Consider the following 20,581-nt stretch of genomic DNA (forward strand, 5'->3'; position numbering starts at 1 on the left):
TTATTAAAATAACTCTTTTAATAGTTTAGCAACGCCGTCATTTTTATTAGTGTCGGTAATTTTATTGGCTACTTTTAAAACTTCGTCATTCGCATTTGAGACAGCCACACCTAAACCTACAGCTTTCAACATTTCAATATCATTATAATTATCACCAAAAGCAATTACATTTTCCATAGATAATTGTGGATAAATTTTACGTAATAATACTTCAATAGCTGTTTTTTTTGAAATAGATTTATGAGAAATTTCTATATACGTTTCTTTTGATCTGTAAAGCATAATTTCTTCTGAAAACTCATTCTCTAATGTTTTATACAGTACATCAATTTCATTTTCATCACCCATACACATAATTTTATGAGCTCCTTTTCCTTCATTTTTCCAAGTGTTTAAAACATCAATATGCGATTTTATTGTTGGCGTAACTTTGGTGTTATTTTCTTCTCTTTTCGCCCAATAATCCATTGATTGAACATACCATTCATCTGCATGAAATAAACTTAAATGAATATTGGTATTTGCACATTTATTGATGGTGGCTTCTAACACCGAATTATTAATAAAAGTTGAATGTAAAATTTTGTCACCATCTAAAATCAAACCTCCATTATAAGCAATTAAAGGTGTTGAAATATTCCCAAATTGATGTTGTAAATGACGCATTCCTTTTGGCATTCGCGATGAAATTAGCACAAACGGAATTGGCGAAATTCGTTTTACTTGAGCAATAGTAAGATCAGATAATTCTCTATCTTTATTTAAAAGCGTCCCGTCAATATCTGTACAAACTAATTGGTATTTCATAATAAAAATTTAGCCGCAAAAATAAGGAATTCAAATAAGAATCCTTTTTATAAGTGCTTAAGTTTTTAGTACTTTTACAAAAAAACAAATGAACGCAACAGATTGGTTAGGTTTTATTGGAGTTGCTTTAATTTTAATGGCATATTTTTTAAATGAAATTGGTAAAATTTCTAATAAAAATATAGCTTTTATTCTATTAAATTTAATAGGTTCTTCTCTTGCTTGTTTAGCTTCTGTTTTAATAAATTATGTGCCATTTATAATTTTAGAAGCAGCTTGGGCTGTAGTTTCAGCAATATCATTATATAAATATTACAAGCCGGTAAAAGTATAATTATTTATTTTTTACATAAATTAATTTAAATCTGCCACTTGTTTTATCGCGCTCTTCAATTTCAAACTTTTTTAAAGATTTAAACAATTGCGTTAATTTTTCAAAACCAAAATTACGCGCATCAAAATTGGGTTGTTTTTTTAATATTAATGAACCAACATCGCCCATAAACGCCCAGCCATCATCATCTGCTGCATCATCTACAGAATTTCTTAATAAACGAATTACTTTTGGTGTGATTTTATCTAAATTTTCTTTCTTATGAGTTTTCTTACCATCTTGACTTTCTTCCTCCTTTGCTAAAATTTCCAAATAAATAAATTTATCGCACGCCACAATAAATGGTTCCGGTGTTTTCTTTTCACCAATTCCGTACACAACAACGCCTGCTTCACGCAAACGCATAGCTAACTTGGTAAAATCACTATCCGATGAAACCAAACAAAAACCATTCACTTTTTCTGAATATAAAATATCCATAGCGTCAATAATCATTGCGGAATCTGTAGCGTTTTTACCTGTTGTATAACTATATTGTTGAATTGGATTGATGGCATTTTCTAACAAAAGAGTTTTCCATTTTGCCAATTGAGGTTTGGTCCAATCTCCATAAATTCTTTTTATGGTTGGTGTTCCATATTTGGTAATTTCCTCCATCATTTCTTTAATGTATTTTGAAGGAATGTTATCACCGTCTATTAGTACTGCTAATTTTGTGTCTTTTATCATAATTTATAAAGGTACTGAAAATTAGAATTACTTAAAAATTCATTTTAAATATTGCAGTAACAAAAATAAAAAGTTTATTGTATTTTTGACTAATTGAGTTAAATTCAATTATTTTTCTATGAAAAGTATATTAAAAGCTATTAAAGAATTCTTAGAATTAGAAATTATTAGCATTGGTAATTATAAAATAATGGTGCATACTATTGTGCTAATTATTGCTATTTTTATTTTTACAAAAATTGCTCTTTGGATAATTAAACAAGCGCTTAACCGCCAACAAAGAAAAAATAATTTAGATTCTGGTAATACATATGCTATATTTCAAATTATTAAATATCTTATTTGGGTAATAGCTTTTGGCTTTATATTAGAAGCTATTGGTATTAAAGTTACAGTTTTAATTGCTGGTTCTGCTGCGCTTTTGGTGGGTGTTGGTTTGGGTTTACAGCAAACTTTTAATGATATAATTTCGGGAATTATTTTACTTTCTGAACGCTCCATAAAAATTGATGATATTTTAGAAATTGATGGTGATATTCTTAAAATTCAAGAAATTGGATTACGAACTTCAAAAGGGTTAAATAGAGACGAAATTTCTATTATTATTCCAAATTCATTAATTACCACTAACAAGGTGATTAACTGGAGTCACCAATCTAGACAAACACGTTTTAAAATTAACGTTGGTGTTGCCTATGGAAGCGATGTAGATTTGGTTGAAAAAGTTTTAACAGAAAGTGCATGGGAACATCCTGAAGTTTCGGACAAAAATTTAATTAATGTACGTTTTTTAGATTTTGGAGATTCATGTTTACAATTTCAAGTCATATTTTTTAGTAAAAATATCTTTAGAATTGAACGTGTAAAAAGTGATATTAGAAAAGTAATCAATAAAAAATTTATTGAAAATAATATTACAATTCCTTTTCCTCAAATGGATTTACATTTTAAAACAAATTTTTCAGATGCTAACAAATAAACAAAACATCACTTATAAATGATACTTATAGACCAGCCTTTTGCTTCAGATTTTTTAGTGAAAACTATTAAAGAAAATCAATTTCCTATTATTGCAACTGAGGTTGCAAAATCTATGATTAGCGATGAATCGTTAAACTGGATTTCAGAAGAGAAAGCTATTCAACAATATACACAGAACGATAAAACTCGTATTTATTCCAATTCGGAAAATGCCATAAATTGGATTGAAAAACATTTAAAAAACACTGAATTACCTCAAAAAATCCAGCTATTTAAAAACAAAATAACGTTTAGAGAATTAATAAAAGATGCTTTTCCTGAATACTTTTTTAAAGGAATTCCGCTAGAAAAATTAAAATATTTTCCGGTTTCTGAATTAAAATTTCCTTTAATTATAAAACCGGCAGTTGGTTTTTTTAGCTTAGCGGTTCATAAAATTGATAACATTGAAGAGTGGCTTGCAATTATAAATACTATTGAAACTGAAGTTGAAACTTTTAAAGATATGTATCCGAAAGAAGTGGTTGATGTTTCCGATTTTATAATTGAAGAATATATTGAAGGCGAAGAATATGCCGTTGATTGCTATTTTGACAACCAAGGAAAAGTGGTAGTTTTAAATATTTTGCATCATATTTTTTCATCTTCAAAAGATGTAAGCGACAGAGTTTACACAACTTCAAAAGAAATTTTAAATCGTTATTTATCTATAATTGAAACCTTTTTACAAATAGTTGGAAATAAAGCTCAGTTAAAAAACTTTCCAATGCACGTTGAAGTTAGAATTGATTCACAAGGAAAAATTACTCCAATTGAAATAAATCCTCTACGTTTTGGCGGTTGGTGTACAACTGGAGACATTTCTTGGTTTGCTTTTGGAATTAATTCTTATGAATATTTTTTAAATGGAAAAACCCCCAACTGGAACGAAATTTTTAAAAATAATGCCAACAAACTATACAGTTTAATTGTGCTGGATAATAATTCTGGAATTGATGGAAATACAATTAAATCATTTAATTATAATTTGCTACTAAAAGACTTTGAAAAACCTTTGGAAATTAGAAAAGTAAACTACAAAAAATACGGAGTATTTGGTTTTTTATTTACCGAAACCAGTGTTGGAAATGAACAGGAATTAAACACTATACTAACCTCCAAATTAACAAATTATATAGAAAAATAAACACCTTTTAAATAGAAAATTCTATATATATTTGTGAATATTTTGATAAATTACCCCAAACAAATGTTCGAATTCGGATTAAAAATTGAAAACAAGATTTTAATAACCTGTATTTCATTTATTACATTATCCTGTATTGGGTTATTAGATTACTATACAGGTTCAGAAGTTTCCGTTTTATTAGCCTATTTAATCCCTATTCTATTAATTTCTTTTCATAATAAGTCTGAAAAAACCTTACTTATAATTAATGCATTTTTCGCTGCAACTATTTGGTTTACTGTAGATTACACAACTATAAATTATTCAAACCTATTCAATCCAATATGGAATGCTTTTGTCCGTTTCATCGTTTTTATGATTATTGGAATGCTAGTACTTAATTTAAAAGAAAAATATAAAAGTGTTTTAAAATTAAATGAAGATTTAAAACTTATAAATGAAGAAAAAAACAAATTTATAGGTGTTGCAGCACACGATTTAAGAAACCCTATTGGTGCAATTTATTCATTTTCAGATTTAATTATAGAAAATTATTCCGAAAAAATAGATGTTAAAGGAATGAAAATGATGAATCATATTAAAAGTTTAAGCAGCAATTCACTTAAATTATTAGAAGATTTATTAGATGTTTCTAAAATTGAATCTGGAACAATTAAACTTCAATTAAAAAAAGAAAACTACATAGATTTTATCACTAAATATATGTATTTCAATTTATTAGTTGCAAAAAAGAAAGATATTAATATTCGATTAGAAACGAATGATAATGAATTATTCTTTCCATTTGACGAACATTATTTAAGCGAAGTAATTAATAATTTATTAACCAACGCTATAAAATTTTCTTATCCAAAAAGTGAAATAATTATAAAAATATCAACTTCAAAAAGCGTTGTAAAAACTGAAATTATTGACCAAGGACAAGGAATTCCTGTTGAAGAGCAAACAAAACTTTTTAATTATTTTCAAAAAACAAGCGTACAACCAACAAATGGCGAAACTAGCACTGGACTTGGGTTGGCAATTGCTAAAAAAATTATATCTGAACACAAAGGAACCATTGGAGTAATTAGCGAAATAAATAAAGGTGCTACTTTTTATTTTGAATTACCTTTAAAGTACGCTTAAAAACAATTTTTTTATGATTGAATTCATTAGAACCGACTCGAAAAATTCCGATTTTAAACAATTGGTAAAATTATTAGATGCTGCTTTAAAAATTAGTGATGGTGAAGACCACGCTTTTTATGATCAATTTAATAAAATTGACGCTTTAAAAAATGTAGTTGTTGCTTATAAAAATAATGTAGCAATAGGTTGTGGAGCCTTTAAAAATCACCCAAACAATACTGTTGAAATTAAAAGAATGTATGTTGCTGTTAATGGAAGAAGATTAGGAATTGCATCAAAAATATTAACTGAATTAGAACATTGGGCAAAAGAATTAGGCGCTACAAAATGCATTCTTGAAACTGGAAAAAAACAACCAGAAGCCATTGAATTATATAAAAAATGCGACTATAAAATAACCGCAAATTTTGGCTTTTATGAAAATGTGGAGAATAGTGTTTGTTTTGAAAAATTAATTGGATAATTCCCTAATCACTCTTTATTGTAACCCATTAATTTTTAAATCTAAATTTCCAGTTGTGCCAATTGTAACAACCATTGCCTGATCTGTTAATTGAATATTTTTAATAACAATTGGATCAACCTTTCCATTAATTAAAATCCCTTTTGCTGGTGAATAATTGTTTAAATATTGTGACATTTGGTTTTTAGCCATCTCTAATTCTGGCTTAATAGAATAGGAAGTATATGCCTGTATTTTCTTCAAAATGATTCCTTGCGCCAACCAATTTGCAGTTTTCATCAGCTTGCTTTTGGTTTCTAAAACATAGTTTAAATTATCAAAATAAATCAACTCATCAACATTATTATATTTAGGAATCCCAGATAAATAAACCGTTCCATTTAAACTACCATTCATAGTTAATGCAATAACAACTTTCCCATTTTTATGCCATAAATCTACTTTTTGAATCGTCACTTTTTTTGATCCTGAACTAAATTCCTTATTTTGAAAATTTTTGGTCATAACTTCTGAAGCTTTCAAATAAGGGGAAACTACAATTAAAGAAGCTGAAAATTTATCTTTCATTTTATCAACCAATCTTAATTGAATTGCTTCTTTATTAAAAGTTTCATACGCTGGTTTTCCAATAAAACTTTCCATAAAACAAGCCATTTCCAAATTCATTGAAACTACATCTTTATTAAGAATTGCTTCTGTAGCATTTAAACCCAATGGCTTAATTTTAAACCAAGTATCATAACCTTCATGAACATTTACAGGAGCAGACACTTTTTCTAAAGCATCTAATACATAGTCTTGAAAATTTAAAGATTTTGCAATTGCCGCATCAATCTTTTGCTCCATAGTTGTTTTAAAATAAGACATTGCAGGATTTATTAAATAAGTAATTGGCACACTTCTTCCGGCAATTGTTACACTCGGACTTTCTTTCCAAACTACAGATTGAACAGTTGATTTTGCCGATAATTGCCAGTTCGTAAATTTAGCTTCACCAAGTAAAGTAACAACTCCATTAAAATTTAGCTCTCGCGTATCATATAAATCCATCCCAAAAACAGTACTTCCATATCTAACTTTTGCCCAAACTTTTAGTGGTAATACAACTTTAATTTTTCCTTTTGAATCGGTTATTTCAATTGGGGCTTGTTTCCAAACTTTCATCATTAAATTGTCATCCTCTAAAATACCATCTTCATAAATTAACCCAGTTAAAATGCTGTTAGTTTGAAAAGCTAAATCTTTCAATTTTATTGAAATTGGTATGTTTAAGTAAGATAATTCCTTATCATATAAAATTGGAGCTGCCAAATCTGCTTCGGGTTTAAGTGTTTGAATTTTTTTTGATGAACTGCAGGAAGCTACAATAATTGCAACTAACAAAATTAACAGTAAGCGTATTTTCATGGTTTCAAAATTTCGGCAAAAGTAGGCGCTATTTAAATACAAATTTATTTATTTGTATTTTTAGAAAAATATATTTTTAGGCTAATTTTATGTTAAAAAAAGATCCACCAATTATTACACAACAAACTTTTAATCAATCAATTATTTTAGTTTGGAACGCCATAACTAATTGTAATTTAATGCAACAATGGTTTTTTGAATCTATGCCATCTTTTGAGGCTAAAGTCGGCTTTAAAACACAATTTAATGTAAGTTCCAATACCAGAGATTTTTTACATTTATGGACTGTAGTTGAAGTGATTCCACTTAAAAAAATTACATGCAATTGGAAATATCAAAATATTGAAGGAGACTCCAACGTAACTTTTGAATTAAACGAAACAAAACTTGGAACCAACCTAACTGTTATTTGTGAAATTTTAGAGGATTTTCCAGAAAATATTTCTGAATTTAAAACCGAAAGTTGTATTGCTGGCTGGAATTATTTTATAAATGAACGTTTAAAAAATTTCCTTTCCAAAACTTCATAAAATAACAAAAAACGCTGTACTATTTTTACTGTATCTTTGCAAAAATATTTTTTGTCAAATTAAGCACTATGCAATTTAAAGATTTACAGTTAAACAAACCTATTTTAAAAGCAATTTCAGCCAAAGGTTACGAAATTCCAACACCAATTCAAGAGCAAACTATTCCATTGGTTTTAGCCAAAAAAGATATTATTGCATCTGCACAAACTGGAACTGGAAAAACTGCTGCTTTTGCTTTACCTATTTTGCAATTATTATTTGACAAACAAGATGCATCAAAAAAAGGAAAAAAAATAAGAGCTTTGGTCATTAGTCCAACACGCGAACTAGCTTTGCAAATTGAAGAAAATTTTGCTACCTACGCTAAATTTACCAACCTTAAAAGCACCGTTATTTTTGGTGGCGCCTCTATTGAACCGCAAAAAGATGTGCTTAGAAAAGGAGTTGATATTTTAATTGCTACACCTGGAAGATTATTAGATTTACATAAACAAGATTGCATAAATTTAGATTACATTGAAACATTGGTTTTAGATGAAGCCGATTTAATGTTAGATATGGGTTTTATAGACGATGTTAAAAAAATAGAACGTTTATGTCCAAAATCTAAACAAATACTACTTTTCTCTGCAACAATGCCTCATAAAGTAGTTGAATTAGCCAATTCAATTTTAAATGAACCAGAAACCATTGATATTACACCATCACAATCTACTGCGGAAGGTGTACTTCAAAAATTGTATTATGTTGGTAAAAACAACAAAATGGAGTTGTGTTTACATTTGCTTAGAAACACTATAAAAGGTGATATTTTAATTTTTAGACGCACCAAATTTGGTGTTGAAAAATTAGAAAATATGCTGAAAAAAAATGGCTATAGCGTTGACAGTATTCACGGAGATAAAACGCAAAAAGACAGAGAAGCAGCTTTAAATAAATTCAAAAATAAAAATGTAAATATTTTAATTGCAACTGATGTTGCTTCACGTGGAATTGACATCAGTAATTTAGATGCCGTTATTAATTTTGATATTCCAAACGTTCCAGAAACATATGTACATAGAATTGGAAGAACTGGAAGAGCTGGAAATATAGGAGCTTCGTATTCATTTTGCGCTGCCGACGAAAAAACATACATTAAAACTATTGAAGAATTAATTGGAGATAAAATACCAGTTGAAGCAGAACATCCATATCCGTTAGATCCAAAAGCAAAACCTGAAGTTTATTTTAAAAAAGGAACTGAGAATAAAAAAAATAGAAAATCAGCAGGTTCTAAAAAGAATAAAAAACGTTGGTATTAAATAAATCGCCATTAGAAGTTTGAAATAAAAAAACTTTCCAAAACAAACATATCACCTCAAAACATTCAGTAATGACGATTTTTTAAAATAAACTATGCTAATTCACCTATTTTTTCAATAGAGTGAAACTTTCCTTTTAGCAATAAACTAATAGGCGTTACCTCTCTTAAATTATCTGAAACAGGGCATCTATCTTCAATTTTTTGTAGCCATTGCTCTAAAACTTCAACAGAAGCATCGCAATCTGGCTCTATAGAAACATCAATTCCTTTATAACCTGCTCTTTCTTTAAATGAAGTTCCAAATAAACGCTCCGGATTTAAATTTCCACACATTTTAATTTTCATGCTTCTTAATTCAAAATCCATTTCTTTAGCAATTACATGACCCATTACATTTATACAGCCACAAAAAGCGGCAAGAATGTATTCAACCGGATTTGCTCCCTGGTTGGTTCCTCCTAAGCTTTCAGGTTCATCTAAAATAATTTCAAACCCTCTTGCTTTAACAACAGTTTTTGTAGAATTTTCACTATGTGCTTGCACTCTAAATTTTAAATCTTCCATAATAATTTTACTATTAATTGCGGTAATAAAATTACAATTAATGCTAAAATTGTTTTGAAATTAAAGTATGGATTAAAGCATTTTTAACTATGCAATATTACACTAGTAGAGCAGTATTAAAATGAGGCTACTATTTTTGTAAATAACAGATTTTTATTTTTTGTGAGTAAATTCCTATCTAATAATGATAGCCTAAAATACCTGATCTTTTATTTCGATTGTATCACTGAAAATATTGTACTCAATTTTGAGGATTTTGTACAAGAATTAACGCTTTTAAACTCGTTTTTTAATTTAAAAAATGGGCTATTTTAGTCATTCAATATTTTGCTTTTTTAAACCTTTATTTAAAAAATAAGACTTTTATGAAATTTATAACATCACTACTTTTAAGTTCGCTTTTAATTTTAAGTTGTTCAGAAAAAAATAAAGAAATGATTACAATTAAGGAAGAACCTGTAAAACCTTTTTCACCTCCAGTAAGTTATGAAGTTGCTTCTAAAAAAGCAGATGAAATTCTTACCCAACTTACAATTGAAGAGAAAATAAATTTAATTGGTGGCCACAATTGGTTTTTTATAGAAGGCATTGATAAATTTGGAATTCCAAAATTATATTTATCAGACGCCACGCAAGGTGTTCATATTCGCAAAGAATTAAGTGGGCAACTAGAAAAATCCACCGCTTTTCCTTGTCCTATTTTACTAGCTTCAACTTGGAATCCAGAAATCGCTCAAAGCTATGCAACTTCTATTGGAGAAGAATGCAGAGCTGGTGATATTGCAGTGTTATTGGGTCCTGGAATGAATATTTACAGAGTTTCTAAAAATGGAAGAAATTTTGAATATTTTGGTGAAGATCCTTATTTAACTTCAAGATTTATTGAAAATTACGTAGTTGGAATTCAAAACACTGGAACAATTGCCACTTTAAAACATTTTTTAGCAAACAATCACGAATTTCATAGAAGAAAAACAAACGTAATTATTGATGAAAGAACTATTCATGAAATTTACACACCTGCATTTAAAGCAGGTATAGATGCCGGAGCAATGACAGTTATGACATCTTACAATAAAGTAAACGGTGAATGGGCAGGACAAAGTAACTATGTAATTACCGATTTATTAAAAGGTGAATTAGGTTTTAAAGGAATGGTGATGACCGATTGGTGGTCTGTTTGGGATCCTCAAAAAACTATAACCTCAGGAATGGATCTTGAAATGCCAGGTGAAACCAATGAAGGTTTTGCAGTAAATGGTGATGTGTATGTTCGTTCAAATGCAAAAAAATTATTAGACGAAGGTAAAGTATCTGAACAGGATATAAACCGTATGGCAAAAAACGTTATTACATTATCTTTAGCAATGGGATTAGATAAAAGACCTGTAAAAGACGAAAATTATTTAGCTAAATTTCCTGAACACGAAAAAGTGGCTTTAAAAACTGCTAAGGAAGGAATTGTTTTATTAAAAAATGAACATATTTTACCTATTTCAAAAGATAAAAAGATACTGTTAACTGGAGAATTTGTTGAAACACTAGCGCGCGGTGGCGGTTCAGCAGAGGTTGAAGGCTACAACATTGTTTCAATGCTAAATGCTTTTAAAACAGAATTTGGTGATAAATTAACTTTTTCTAAAACTCCTTCAAATGAAGAAATTAAAAATGCAGATGTTGTTCTTATTAGTATTGGTACGTTAGATAATGAAGGTTGGGACAAATCTTTTGAACTTCCAAAAGAAACCAATGAAATGATTTTATCAATTGCATCCAAAAATCCAAATACTGTGGTTATTGTAAATTCAGGTAGTGGTATTGAAATGACTCCATGGAATAGCAAAGTTGCTGGAGTTATTAACTCATGGTACGTAGGACAAAATGGAAATATAGCTTTAGCCGAAATTGTTTCGGGCAAAACAAATCCATCTGGTAAATTACCAATTTCAATTGAAAAACAATTTTCTGATTCTCCAGGCGCAAATTATCTTCCAGAAAATGCAGTAATGTATTCTGGTTGGTTAGAAGATGGAAATATGGAATATCCTCAAATAGATGTTACCTATAGTGAAGGTGTTTTAGTTGGTTACCGTTGGTATGAAACTAAAAAAATTGAACCATTATATGCTTTTGGTTTTGGATTGTCTTATTCAACTTTTGAGTTTTCAAATTTAAAACTGTCTACTAATAAATTAACTGAAAACAATACTTTAAAAGTTACTTTCCAAATAACAAATACAAGTAATATTGAAGGCGCAGAAGTTGCTCAATTATATGTTCAAGATCTTGAATCTTCAGTTATAAGACCTCTAAAAGAATTAAAAGGATTTAAAAAAGTACAATTAAAAAGAGATGAAAGTGTTTTAATTGAGATGGAATTAACTCCAAAAGATTTATCGTTTTATGATGTAAATAGCAAAAGTTGGAAAGCTGAAACTGGAGTGTTTAACATTTTAGTTGGAAACGCTTCTAACAATACACCATTAAAAACTTCATTCACCTATTCAGAAAAGTAAATTGAGCATATATTTATTTAAAAAAAGGTTGTTTCAATAATTCTAACAACCTTTTTTTCTATATCTTAGTTATGTTAATTTTAGCACTTATTAAAAAACAACTTTCAACTAAATATCAAATGAAAAACCTTATACTAATTACAATTTTAAGTATTTACACTTTTGCAAATAGCACTGCTCAAACAGGAAAAGTATTTGATAACCTAACAATGAAAAGTACAATTTTAAAAAGTGAACGAAAATTCGCAGTGTATTTACCACCAGATTATGAAACTTCTCAAAGAAATTATCCGGTACTTTATTTATTACACGGAATGGGAGACGATCAAACAGGCTGGGTACAATTTGGAGAAGTGCTACGTATTACAGACAATGCAATTAAAGAAGGGACAGCAACGCCAATGATTATAATTATGCCCGATGCAAATACCAATAAAGTTGGCTATTTCAACACTATTGAAGGTGATTGGGATTATGAAAATTTCTTTTTTGAAGAGTTCATGCCTTATGTTGAGAAAACTTATAGAATTAAAAGTGAAAAACGATTTAGAGCTATTGCCGGTCTTTCAATGGGTGGTGGCGGCTCTTTTATGTATGCCATGCATCGTCCAGAGCTATTTTCTTCAGCCTGCCCATTAAGTGCTTATATTGGTCCGCTTTCAGTTGATGATTTTAAAACTCAACTGCAAAGAATGAATTCAAAAATAACAGATGAAACAAAAATTCAATCTTATTTTGAAAACCATAACGCTGTTTCATTAATTAATAATTTACCAATAGATAAATTAAAGTCTGTACGTTGGTTTATAGATTGTGGTGATGATGATTTTTTATATGAAGGAAATAGTTTAGTTCATATTGCTATGCGCAAAAAAGAAATTCCACATGAATATAGAATAAGAAATGGTGCTCACAATTGGACCTATTGGCGTGAATCACTCCCTGAAGTTTTAAAATTTGTGTCAGACGCTTTTCATCAGTATTAATTAAATTAAACCTTTTTAAACATAATTTGGTATTTCATTAACCTGTTACCAATTAAGCTGCTCTTCTTTTGTTAAAAAAGTCCAAGCAACAATACGTGTAACTTTGTTACCTTGATGCATGGGAATTGTTTTAATCTCAGTTGCGCCCAATTTTTTTAAAGAACTCAACATACTTTCTGCATTTTCTTTTCTAGAAACTAAAGTAGAAAACCAAAAGCAATTGGTTTTAAACATAGAGCTTTCGTATAAATAGGTATGAATAAACGCTTTTTCGCCACCTTTATACCATAGTTCTTGTTGCTTACCACTAAAATTTCTTGCTGTATCAGTTTTTCCTAAACCTTCTAATTTTCTGGAATTAGCCCGCATAGCTTCTTCTTGAGATCCATAAAAGGGAGGATTACACATAGTTGCTGCAAATTTATCTTCAGTAGTTAAAATTCCTTCAAAAATATGTGTTACATCCAATTGCTGTTGTAATTTAATAACATTTAAAAGATTGTTCTTTTTTAAAATTTTTTCAGCTCTGTCAATTGATTTTTTATCAATATCAGTTCCAACAAAATTCCATTTATATACTGCATTTCCCAATAATGGATATATACAATTTGCACCAGTTCCAATATCTAAAACGGAAACATTATTGTGAATACTTGAGTCTTTTAACAAATCTGCCAAATAATGAATATAATCTACACGACCAGGAATTGGCGGACATAAATTATCATCAGGAAAATCCCAAAAAGAAATATTATAATATTTAAATAGTAAGGCCGTGTTTATTGCTTTTACTGCTTTGGGATTTGCAAAGTCTATGGATTCTGTTCCATATTGGTTTACATATACATATTCCTTCAAATCTTTATATACTTCAATTAAATCTGTAAAAATATAATCATCCTTATGTATATTATTTGAATGTAATTGTCCGCTATTTTTTCCTTTCGTTCCCATATTCTTAATTAAGTTACAAAAGTAGTCTTTTTAAGTTTTAACATTATTTTATATTTACAAAATGAATGAATGTTCGTTTTATAAATATTTTTATATATATTTGCACTCACAACACAGTATCTATGAAATCAAACTCATTAAAAATTTGGACTATTTTAAAATTTGTAATTGCGATATTTATGATATATGCAGGTGCACAACATTTTATTAAACCCACATTTTTTATGCCATTTGTTCCGGATTTTTTACCTTTAAAAACATCAATAATCTATATTTCTGGAGCCGTTGAAATTTTATTAGGAGCAATGCTATTCTTAAAAAAATATTCAAAATTTGGAGCTTTAGGAATAATCATATTATTAATAGTCTTTTTACCAATTCACATTTGGGATGTATTTTCACAAACACCTGCTATTGGTAGTAAACAAGCAGCTTTTATTAGATTACCAATTCAATTTATATTAATTTATATTGTTTGGAAGATAAAAAATTCGATTTCTCAAAGTAAAAAAACAGCTAGTCATGGCAATTAGACAAAAATGTAATAAAAAGCGAATGGCTTTATTAAATGCAACGCTTAGTTTGGTTAACAACCAAGGTTTTCATGATGCACCAATGAGTAAAATTGCAAAAATGGCTGGAGTTTCTCCTGCAACTATTTATATTTATTTTGAAAATAAACAAGATTTAATTAATAAATTATATTTAGAGGTAAAAGCTGCTTTTAGCACACACGCATTTAAAGATGCTCACGAAGATTTACCTGTTAAAAAAGGGTTTGAACTAATTTGGTACAATATTGCTGATTTTAAATTAAATCATGTTGAAGAAGCTACTTTTTTATCGCAATGTGACAACACACCAATGATTGATGAAGAAAGCAGAAGAGAAGGGCTAAAACATTTACAACCCTTATTAGATTTATGGGAGCGTGGACAAAATGAAGGAATTATTAAACCGCTATCTCCATTTATTTTATACGCCTACACAATTTATCCGTTAGCATTTTTAACACTAATTCAACAACGTAACTTTTGCCAGTTAGATACTAAAATGCTAGACGAATCATTTTTAGCCGCTTGGGACAGTATAAAAGTTTAAAACAAGTTTACAAAAAGAATAATCATTCATTTTAATATTTAAATGTGAAAAAAACAGCAATAATTTTAGGAGCCACTGGTTTAACTGGTTCAATTCTTTTAGAAAAACTAATAAATGATGACCGCTATGAAAGCATCAAATTATTTTCTCGTACAAAAATTGATGGGTTACCAAAAAAAGTTCAACAATTTATTGGAAACATTTTAGAATTAGAAAGTTTTAAAGATAATTTTAAAGCAAGCGAAGTGTTTTGCTGTATAGGCACAACGGCCAATAAAACGCCTAATAAAGAAACCTATAAACGTATAGATTTTGGCATTCCTGTAACTGCTGCAAAACTTTCAAAATTAAATAGCATACCAACATTTATAGTGGTTTCTGCAATGGGTGCTAATGCAAAGAGTAGTGTGTTTTACAATAAAACAAAAGGTGAAATGGAACTAGGTGTTTTACAAAAAAACATAACAAACACTTATATTTTAAGACCTTCTATAATTGGTGGCGAAAGAAAAGAAAGTAGACTCTTAGAAAAAATTGGCTTAGTTATATTTAAAGTAATTCAACCACTTTTTATAGGAAAATTAAAACAATACAAAATAATTGAAGCAAAAGAAATTGCTCAGGCAATGCTGAATTTAGCAAACTCAAAAACTTCAAAAGAAAAAATTATTAATTCTGATAAAATCAGAGAAATTTCAAAAATAAAGAACAACTAAAAAATAAATTAAGATAAAAATTATGGAGTTATTAGATAAATTAAATTGGAGATACGCAGCAAAAGCAATGAATGGAGAAAAGGTTTCTGAAGAAAAAATTGCAAACATTATTGAAGCTGCACGTTTAGCACCAACCTCAAGCGGATTACAACCTTTTGAAATAATTGTAGTTAAAAACCAAGCAATTAAAGAAGCAATTAGACCGGTAGCTTGGAACCAAGCAATGATTACAGATTGTTCTCACCTATTAGTTTTTGCTGCTTGGGATACATATACTGAAGACAGAATTAACAAAATGTTTGACCTTACTAACGATGTTCGTGGATTTAAAAACGAAGGTTGGGAAAATTACCGTCAAATGTTATTAAGCTCTTACCCACAAAAAGATGCTGAAGAAAACTTTAATCACGCTGCAAAACAAGCTTATATTGCATTTAGTGCTGCTATTATTGCTGCTGCTTATGAAGGTGTAGACACAACACCAATTGAAGGTTTTGATCCGGATGCAGTTGATAAAATATTAGGTTTACGTGAAAAAGGTTTAAGAAGTTGTGTATTACTTCCTGTTGGTTACAGAGATGCAGATAAAGACTGGTTGGTAAACCTTAAAAAAGTAAGAAAATCAACTGAAGATTTAGTAACAGTTGTTGAGTAATTTCAATAATAATATTAATTATGAATAATTTTCAATATAAAAACCCAACAAAAATTTTATTTGGTAAAAATCAAATAGAAAACCTAACAACTGAAATACCAGAAAACGCAAAAGTTTTAATGCTTTTTGGAGGTGGTAGTATTAAAAAAAATGGAGTTTATGAACAAGTGTCAAAAGCACTTTCAAACTTTGAAGTAATTGAATTTGGAGGAATTCCTGCAAATCCAGAATATGATGTTTTAATGGAAGCTTTAGCTATTATTAAAGCGGAAAAAATTACTTTTTTATTAGCTGTTGGTGGAGGTTCTGTAATTGATGGAACTAAATTCTTGTCGGCTGCAGCATTATATGAAGGTGATGAACCTTGGGATATTTTGGTTAAAAACATTCGTACTTTAAAAGGGATGCCTTTTGGAACAGTACTTACTTTACCAGCAACAGGATCGGAAATGAACTCTGGAGCTGTAATTACTAGAGCTGAAACCAAAGAAAAATTTGCAATGGGCGGTCCTGGATTATTTCCTTTATTTTCAGTTTTAGATCCAGAAGTTGTAAAATCTATACCTCAACGTCAAATTGCAAATGGATTGGCTGATGCTTTTACACACGTTTTAGAGCAATACATGACCTATTCGGTAGATGCAAAATTACAAGATCGTTTTGCTGAAAGTATTTTACAAACACTTATTGAAGTTGCTCCTGCAATTTTAAAAGATCCATCAGATTATAAAGCAGCATCAAACTTTATGTGGAGTTGTACAATGGCATTAAACGGATTAATTCAACAAGGTGTGCCTTCAGACTGGGCAATTCATATGATGGGACACGAATTAACAGCATTATTTGGTATTGATCACGCTAGAACATTAGCTATTATAACTGAAAGTCATTATACTTTTAATTTAGATAGTAAAAAAGATAAGTTAGCACAATATGCAGAACGCGTTTGGAATGTTAACGAAGGAACAAAGGCTGAAAAAGCAATGGTAGGAATTAAAAAAACAACCGAATTTTTTCATTCTTTAGATATAAAAACAACTTTATCAGAATACACCAAAGATTACAAAGGTACCGCTGAAATTATTTCAAAAAGATTTGAAGAAAGAGGTTGGAAAGGTATTGGAGAACACGGAAAAGTAACTCCTAGCGATGTTGAGAAAATTGTAAAAATGAGTTATTAAAAAATGACAAAAACAATAAAATATTTAATGGTAGTTTTTATAATAATTACAGTTTCAAGTTGTAAAAATGAAAAGCAAACATCAAAATCAGAAACTGAAATAACTAATAAAAAAGAAAAAACAATGAATATATTATTTGTATTAACGAGTCACGAAGATTTAGGAAAAACCGGAGAAAAAACTGGTTTTTGGATTGAAGAATTTGCAAGTCCTTATTATTTTTTAGTAGATAAAGGTGTAAAAGTAACTATTGCGTCACCAAAAGGAGGGCAACCACCAATTGATCCAAAAAGTGAATTGGCAGACTTTTCTACACCAGCAACTGAAAGATATAACAAAGATGATGCTACAAAAGAACTTATAAAAAATACAGTAAAATTAGAAACCGTTAACCCGTCAGATTATGATGCAGTTTTTTATCCAGGTGGTCACGGTCCGTTATGGGATTTAGCTGAAGATAAAACATCCATTTCATTAATAGAAAAGTTTTACAATGCTAACAAGCCAGTTGCTTTTGTTTGTCACGCACCAGCGGCATTAAAACACCCAAAAACAGCAGATGGTATTCCATTGGTTAAAGGTAAAAAAGTAACAGGTTTTAGTAATACTGAAGAAGAGGCCGTACAATTAACAAAAGTTGTTCCTTTTTTAGTGGAAAATATGTTGCAAGAAAATGGTGGAACATACTCTAAAGGAGCAGATTGGACTCCTTACGCTTTAGAAGATGGTTTATTAATCACTGGTCAAAATCCAGCTTCGTCTGAATTGGTAGCAGAAATGTTATTGAAAAAATTAGAAAAATAATAGTATTATTCTTTTAATTAAAAAGCTCATTAATTTTCATTAATGAGCTTTTTTACACCATTCAAATTATATTTTTAAACCAATTTTAAAACGGTTCTTCCTTTTAAATTACCTGTTAACATTAAGTTTAATTTTTTACTTAATTCAGCTAAAGAAATTGTGGTAGCATTAGATTCTAAATTATCTAATTTCCACTCATTAGCTAATTTATTCCAAACTTGTTCTCTGTAGTCCATTGGGTAATTTTGAGAATCTATTCCTATTAAAGAAACACCTCTTAAAATAAATGGAAACACTGTTAATTCTAACTTTATTGAACCTGCATTTCCACAAGCAGTTACAATGCCTAACGGGTGAACAGATTTAATCATATTTTCTAAAATTACACCGCCAACAGTATCAATAGCTCCAGCAAATAAAGGTTTTAGTAAAGGTCTGTTTTGTAGTTCTTCAAAATCTTTACGTAAAATAACTTCAGTAGCTCCTAAATCTAATAAATATTGTTTTTCAGTTTCTTTTCCTGTAATTGCAGCTACCTTATAACCTAATTTTTTCAAAATCATCACACTTACGGATCCTACTCCACCAGTAGCTCCAGAAACAACAATTGTTCCATCTGTAGGTTTTACAGTTTCAGTTAATCTTAAAACCGACATACCAGCCGTTAAACCAGCAGTTCCAATAATCATAGCTTCTTTTATAGAAAGACCTTCAGGCAATTTAACAACCCAATTTTCAGGAACTTTTACATATTCTGCAAAACCTCCATTGGTGTTCATACCTAAATCATAACTTGTTACAATTACCTTTTCATTAATGTTAAATTGAGCAGATTTGGACGAAACAACAGTTCCAACGGCATCAATTCCTGGTGTATGTGGAAAATTTCTAGTAACACCTTTATTTCCACTTGCCGATAAAGCATCTTTGTAGTTTAATGAACTATAGTGTACTTTAATTAAAATTTCTCCTTCTTCTAATGCTTCAAAAGGCATTTCTTTTATTGCTGAAATAAATTTTTCGTTTTCTTCTTCAACTCTAAAGGCCTTAAAAGTAGTTTTAGTATGTACCATAATCTCCTGTCTTTTTATTAAATTTGTGTCAAATTTCGACCAATATTTTATTGTACACAAGGGCTTACAATTGATGCACTTACGAACATTTTGTGCTGTTTTGTGTATATTTAAGGTCTAACAAGTAAAATAAAAATGAAAAAAAGTTATTGTCCTATTGACACTTTCATAAATGTGGTTAAAGGAAAGCGAAAAAGCACCATTATATTGCACCTTTCTCAAGGAAATAAAAGGTATAATGAATTGGTTAAACTTATTCCTGATATTAGTGAACGAATGATGACTAAACAGTTAAAGGAATTAGAGGCTGATAACTTAATAAATAGAGAAGTTTTTGCAGAAGTACCGCCTAGAGTTGAATATAGATTAACGGATTTAGGTAAAGAAATTCATCCGTTTTTAAAAGGAATGTTTAGAGGTGGTGTTATTTTTGAAAAAATGATTGATACCGAAAAAAATTAAGTTATTTAGTACTTTTTCCACCAACAACCACAACAAATTCTCCTTTTGGATCCTTTTTAGTGAAATGAGCCAACACTTCCGTAACGGTTCCTCTTATAGTTTCTTCGTATAATTTTGTTAATTCACGAGAAACGGAAATTGGACGATCTTCACCAAAATATTCAACAAAATTTGTAAGCGTTTTTACTAATTTATGAGGCGATTCATAAAAAATCATTGTTCTTGTTTCTTCGGCTAAAAAATTCAATCTAGTTTGACGACCTTTTTTTACTGGTAAAAATCCTTCAAATACAAACTTATCATTTGGCAAACCACTATTTACCAATGCAGGAACAAAAGCGGTTGCGCCTGGCAAACATTCAATTTCAATTTCATTTTCTAAGCAAGCTCTTGTTAACAAAAAACCTGGGTCAGAAATTGCAGGCGTTCCAGCATCAGAAATTAACGCTACAGAATCTCCGTTTTTTATACGTTGTACAATATTTGCAACCGTTTTATGCTCGTTATGCATATGGTGACTATGCATATGTGTAGAAATTTCAAAATGCTTCAACAATTTTCCGCTGGTCCTTGTGTCTTCTGCTAAAATTAAATCTACTTCCTTTAAAACTCTAATTGCTCTAAAAGTCATGTCTTCTAAATTCCCAATAGGGGTTGGCACTAAATACAATTTTGCTTCCAAAGTTTTAAAG

Annotated in this window: 23 protein-coding genes; 16 read left to right on the forward strand and 7 right to left on the reverse strand. The window is 29.5% G+C overall.

Annotated elements, in window-relative coordinates:
* Positions 1–3 precede the first annotated feature (3 nt).
* Positions 4–807, reverse strand: coding sequence for an HAD family hydrolase (locus JEY78_RS06190; RefSeq protein ID WP_291848129.1), 804 nt, complete (start codon positions 805–807; stop codon positions 4–6).
* 88 nt (positions 808–895) lie between these two features.
* On the opposite strand from JEY78_RS06190, the gene JEY78_RS06195 reads away from it, so the two are divergent.
* Entirely contained in the window at positions 896–1,141 is a 246-nt protein-coding gene (locus JEY78_RS06195) for a hypothetical protein (RefSeq protein ID WP_291848133.1), read from the forward strand.
* Here the strand turns inward: JEY78_RS06195 and JEY78_RS06200 are convergent, their stop codons facing one another.
* Positions 1,142–1,870, reverse strand: a complete 729-nt coding sequence (locus JEY78_RS06200; RefSeq protein WP_291848136.1) for an NYN domain-containing protein — start codon at positions 1,868–1,870, stop codon at positions 1,142–1,144. It lies immediately after the preceding gene.
* A 118-nt stretch (positions 1,871–1,988) separates the two neighbouring features.
* Between JEY78_RS06200 and JEY78_RS06205 the strand changes: the two genes are divergently transcribed.
* From JEY78_RS06205 to JEY78_RS06220, 4 genes are all read left to right on the forward strand, one after another.
* A complete protein-coding gene (locus JEY78_RS06205) occupies positions 1,989–2,849 on the forward strand; it encodes a mechanosensitive ion channel domain-containing protein (RefSeq protein WP_291848139.1) in 861 nt (286 codons plus the stop codon).
* Between the two features lie 18 nt (positions 2,850–2,867).
* The gene (locus tag JEY78_RS06210; RefSeq protein WP_291848142.1) at positions 2,868–4,037 is read left to right on the forward strand and encodes an ATP-grasp domain-containing protein; all 1,170 of its coding nucleotides are present in this window, start codon (positions 2,868–2,870) and stop codon (positions 4,035–4,037) included.
* Between the two features lie 63 nt (positions 4,038–4,100).
* Complete coding sequence (locus tag JEY78_RS06215; RefSeq protein ID WP_291848145.1) at positions 4,101–5,168, forward strand: HAMP domain-containing sensor histidine kinase; 1,068 nt, start codon at positions 4,101–4,103, stop codon at positions 5,166–5,168.
* 13 nt (positions 5,169–5,181) lie between these two features.
* Positions 5,182–5,634 carry a GNAT family N-acetyltransferase gene (locus tag JEY78_RS06220; protein ID WP_291848148.1) on the forward strand — a complete coding sequence of 151 codons (453 nt, stop codon included), beginning with the start codon at positions 5,182–5,184 and terminating at the stop codon, positions 5,632–5,634.
* Positions 5,635–5,649: 15 nt separating this feature from the next.
* Here the strand turns inward: JEY78_RS06220 and JEY78_RS06225 are convergent, their stop codons facing one another.
* A complete protein-coding gene (locus JEY78_RS06225; RefSeq protein ID WP_291848153.1) occupies positions 5,650–7,041 on the reverse strand; it encodes a DUF4403 family protein in 1,392 nt (463 codons plus the stop codon).
* An 89-nt stretch (positions 7,042–7,130) separates the two neighbouring features.
* On the opposite strand from JEY78_RS06225, the gene JEY78_RS06230 reads away from it, so the two are divergent.
* A complete protein-coding gene (locus tag JEY78_RS06230) occupies positions 7,131–7,571 on the forward strand; it encodes an SRPBCC domain-containing protein (RefSeq protein WP_291848156.1) in 441 nt (146 codons plus the stop codon).
* A 68-nt stretch (positions 7,572–7,639) separates the two neighbouring features.
* Entirely contained in the window at positions 7,640–8,875 is a 1,236-nt protein-coding gene (locus tag JEY78_RS06235) for a DEAD/DEAH box helicase (RefSeq protein ID WP_291848159.1), read from the forward strand.
* A gap of 92 nt (positions 8,876–8,967) precedes the next feature.
* Here the strand turns inward: JEY78_RS06235 and JEY78_RS06240 are convergent, their stop codons facing one another.
* Positions 8,968–9,441, reverse strand: a complete 474-nt coding sequence (locus tag JEY78_RS06240; RefSeq protein ID WP_291848162.1) for an OsmC family protein — start codon at positions 9,439–9,441, stop codon at positions 8,968–8,970.
* Between the two features lie 365 nt (positions 9,442–9,806).
* Between JEY78_RS06240 and JEY78_RS06245 the strand changes: the two genes are divergently transcribed.
* A complete protein-coding gene (locus tag JEY78_RS06245; RefSeq protein ID WP_291848165.1) occupies positions 9,807–11,957 on the forward strand; it encodes a glycoside hydrolase family 3 protein in 2,151 nt (716 codons plus the stop codon).
* A 119-nt stretch (positions 11,958–12,076) separates the two neighbouring features.
* Positions 12,077–12,943, forward strand: coding sequence for an alpha/beta hydrolase-fold protein (locus JEY78_RS06250; RefSeq protein ID WP_291848168.1), 867 nt, complete (start codon positions 12,077–12,079; stop codon positions 12,941–12,943).
* A gap of 45 nt (positions 12,944–12,988) precedes the next feature.
* On the opposite strand, the gene rlmF is transcribed toward JEY78_RS06250, so the two are convergent.
* On the reverse strand, positions 12,989–13,897 hold the full coding sequence (gene rlmF, locus JEY78_RS06255; RefSeq protein WP_291848171.1) for a 23S rRNA (adenine(1618)-N(6))-methyltransferase RlmF: 909 nt from the start codon (positions 13,895–13,897) through the stop codon (positions 12,989–12,991).
* A 122-nt stretch (positions 13,898–14,019) separates the two neighbouring features.
* Between rlmF and JEY78_RS06260 the strand changes: the two genes are divergently transcribed.
* Genes JEY78_RS06260 through JEY78_RS06285 form a run of 6 tightly spaced genes read left to right on the forward strand, consistent with a single transcriptional unit; the run spans position 14,020 to position 18,354 of the window.
* On the forward strand, positions 14,020–14,430 hold the full coding sequence (locus JEY78_RS06260; RefSeq protein ID WP_291848174.1) for a DoxX family membrane protein: 411 nt from the start codon (positions 14,020–14,022) through the stop codon (positions 14,428–14,430).
* Positions 14,420–14,998, forward strand: coding sequence for a TetR/AcrR family transcriptional regulator (locus tag JEY78_RS06265; RefSeq protein WP_291848177.1), 579 nt, complete (start codon positions 14,420–14,422; stop codon positions 14,996–14,998). The genes JEY78_RS06260 and JEY78_RS06265 overlap by 11 nt, the downstream gene beginning before the upstream one ends.
* Positions 14,999–15,042: 44 nt before the next feature.
* Entirely contained in the window at positions 15,043–15,714 is a 672-nt protein-coding gene (locus tag JEY78_RS06270; protein ID WP_291848180.1) for a nucleoside-diphosphate sugar epimerase, read from the forward strand.
* 22 nt (positions 15,715–15,736) lie between these two features.
* Complete coding sequence (locus JEY78_RS06275) at positions 15,737–16,369, forward strand: nitroreductase family protein (RefSeq protein WP_291848183.1); 633 nt, start codon at positions 15,737–15,739, stop codon at positions 16,367–16,369.
* 20 nt (positions 16,370–16,389) lie between these two features.
* The gene (locus tag JEY78_RS06280; RefSeq protein ID WP_291848185.1) at positions 16,390–17,550 is read left to right on the forward strand and encodes an iron-containing alcohol dehydrogenase; all 1,161 of its coding nucleotides are present in this window, start codon (positions 16,390–16,392) and stop codon (positions 17,548–17,550) included.
* 3 nt (positions 17,551–17,553) lie between these two features.
* The gene (locus JEY78_RS06285) at positions 17,554–18,354 is read left to right on the forward strand and encodes a type 1 glutamine amidotransferase domain-containing protein (RefSeq protein ID WP_291848188.1); all 801 of its coding nucleotides are present in this window, start codon (positions 17,554–17,556) and stop codon (positions 18,352–18,354) included.
* Between the two features lie 74 nt (positions 18,355–18,428).
* Here JEY78_RS06285 and JEY78_RS06290 read toward each other — a convergent pair whose 3' ends face one another.
* Positions 18,429–19,427 carry a YhdH/YhfP family quinone oxidoreductase gene (locus tag JEY78_RS06290; protein ID WP_291848190.1) on the reverse strand — a complete coding sequence of 333 codons (999 nt, stop codon included), beginning with the start codon at positions 19,425–19,427 and terminating at the stop codon, positions 18,429–18,431.
* 135 nt (positions 19,428–19,562) lie between these two features.
* Between JEY78_RS06290 and JEY78_RS06295 the strand changes: the two genes are divergently transcribed.
* The gene (locus JEY78_RS06295) at positions 19,563–19,889 is read left to right on the forward strand and encodes a helix-turn-helix domain-containing protein (protein ID WP_291848192.1); all 327 of its coding nucleotides are present in this window, start codon (positions 19,563–19,565) and stop codon (positions 19,887–19,889) included.
* Position 19,890: 1 nt separating this feature from the next.
* Here the strand turns inward: JEY78_RS06295 and rsmI are convergent, their stop codons facing one another.
* Entirely contained in the window at positions 19,891–20,571 is a 681-nt protein-coding gene (gene rsmI, locus JEY78_RS06300) for a 16S rRNA (cytidine(1402)-2'-O)-methyltransferase (protein WP_291848194.1), read from the reverse strand.
* Between the last annotated feature and the right edge of the window lie 10 nt (positions 20,572–20,581).

Source organism: Lutibacter sp., from assembly GCF_016342705.1.
GTDB lineage: Bacteria > Bacteroidota > Bacteroidia > Flavobacteriales > Flavobacteriaceae > Lutibacter.

What these genes read in the sequence shown, in the direction of transcription:
- JEY78_RS06190 (WP_291848129.1), bottom strand. Translation starts at nt 807, where the DNA reads ATGAAATACCAATTAGTTTGTACAGATATTGACGGGACGCTTTTAAAT.
- JEY78_RS06195 (WP_291848133.1), top strand. Translation starts at nt 896, where the DNA reads ATGAACGCAACAGATTGGTTAGGTTTTATTGGAGTTGCTTTAATTTTA.
- JEY78_RS06200 (WP_291848136.1), bottom strand. Translation starts at nt 1,870, where the DNA reads ATGATAAAAGACACAAAATTAGCAGTACTAATAGACGGTGATAACATT.
- JEY78_RS06205 (WP_291848139.1), top strand. Translation starts at nt 1,989, where the DNA reads ATGAAAAGTATATTAAAAGCTATTAAAGAATTCTTAGAATTAGAAATT.
- JEY78_RS06210 (WP_291848142.1), top strand. Translation starts at nt 2,868, where the DNA reads ATGATACTTATAGACCAGCCTTTTGCTTCAGATTTTTTAGTGAAAACT.
- JEY78_RS06215 (WP_291848145.1), top strand. Translation starts at nt 4,101, where the DNA reads ATGTTCGAATTCGGATTAAAAATTGAAAACAAGATTTTAATAACCTGT.
- JEY78_RS06220 (WP_291848148.1), top strand. Translation starts at nt 5,182, where the DNA reads ATGATTGAATTCATTAGAACCGACTCGAAAAATTCCGATTTTAAACAA.
- JEY78_RS06225 (WP_291848153.1), bottom strand. Translation starts at nt 7,041, where the DNA reads ATGAAAATACGCTTACTGTTAATTTTGTTAGTTGCAATTATTGTAGCT.
- JEY78_RS06230 (WP_291848156.1), top strand. Translation starts at nt 7,131, where the DNA reads ATGTTAAAAAAAGATCCACCAATTATTACACAACAAACTTTTAATCAA.
- JEY78_RS06235 (WP_291848159.1), top strand. Translation starts at nt 7,640, where the DNA reads ATGCAATTTAAAGATTTACAGTTAAACAAACCTATTTTAAAAGCAATT.
- JEY78_RS06240 (WP_291848162.1), bottom strand. Translation starts at nt 9,441, where the DNA reads ATGGAAGATTTAAAATTTAGAGTGCAAGCACATAGTGAAAATTCTACA.
- JEY78_RS06245 (WP_291848165.1), top strand. Translation starts at nt 9,807, where the DNA reads ATGAAATTTATAACATCACTACTTTTAAGTTCGCTTTTAATTTTAAGT.
- JEY78_RS06250 (WP_291848168.1), top strand. Translation starts at nt 12,077, where the DNA reads ATGAAAAACCTTATACTAATTACAATTTTAAGTATTTACACTTTTGCA.
- rlmF (WP_291848171.1), bottom strand. Translation starts at nt 13,897, where the DNA reads ATGGGAACGAAAGGAAAAAATAGCGGACAATTACATTCAAATAATATA.
- JEY78_RS06260 (WP_291848174.1), top strand. Translation starts at nt 14,020, where the DNA reads ATGAAATCAAACTCATTAAAAATTTGGACTATTTTAAAATTTGTAATT.
- JEY78_RS06265 (WP_291848177.1), top strand. Translation starts at nt 14,420, where the DNA reads ATGGCAATTAGACAAAAATGTAATAAAAAGCGAATGGCTTTATTAAAT.
- JEY78_RS06275 (WP_291848183.1), top strand. Translation starts at nt 15,737, where the DNA reads ATGGAGTTATTAGATAAATTAAATTGGAGATACGCAGCAAAAGCAATG.
- JEY78_RS06280 (WP_291848185.1), top strand. Translation starts at nt 16,390, where the DNA reads ATGAATAATTTTCAATATAAAAACCCAACAAAAATTTTATTTGGTAAA.
- JEY78_RS06285 (WP_291848188.1), top strand. Translation starts at nt 17,554, where the DNA reads ATGACAAAAACAATAAAATATTTAATGGTAGTTTTTATAATAATTACA.
- JEY78_RS06290 (WP_291848190.1), bottom strand. Translation starts at nt 19,427, where the DNA reads ATGGTACATACTAAAACTACTTTTAAGGCCTTTAGAGTTGAAGAAGAA.
- JEY78_RS06295 (WP_291848192.1), top strand. Translation starts at nt 19,563, where the DNA reads ATGAAAAAAAGTTATTGTCCTATTGACACTTTCATAAATGTGGTTAAA.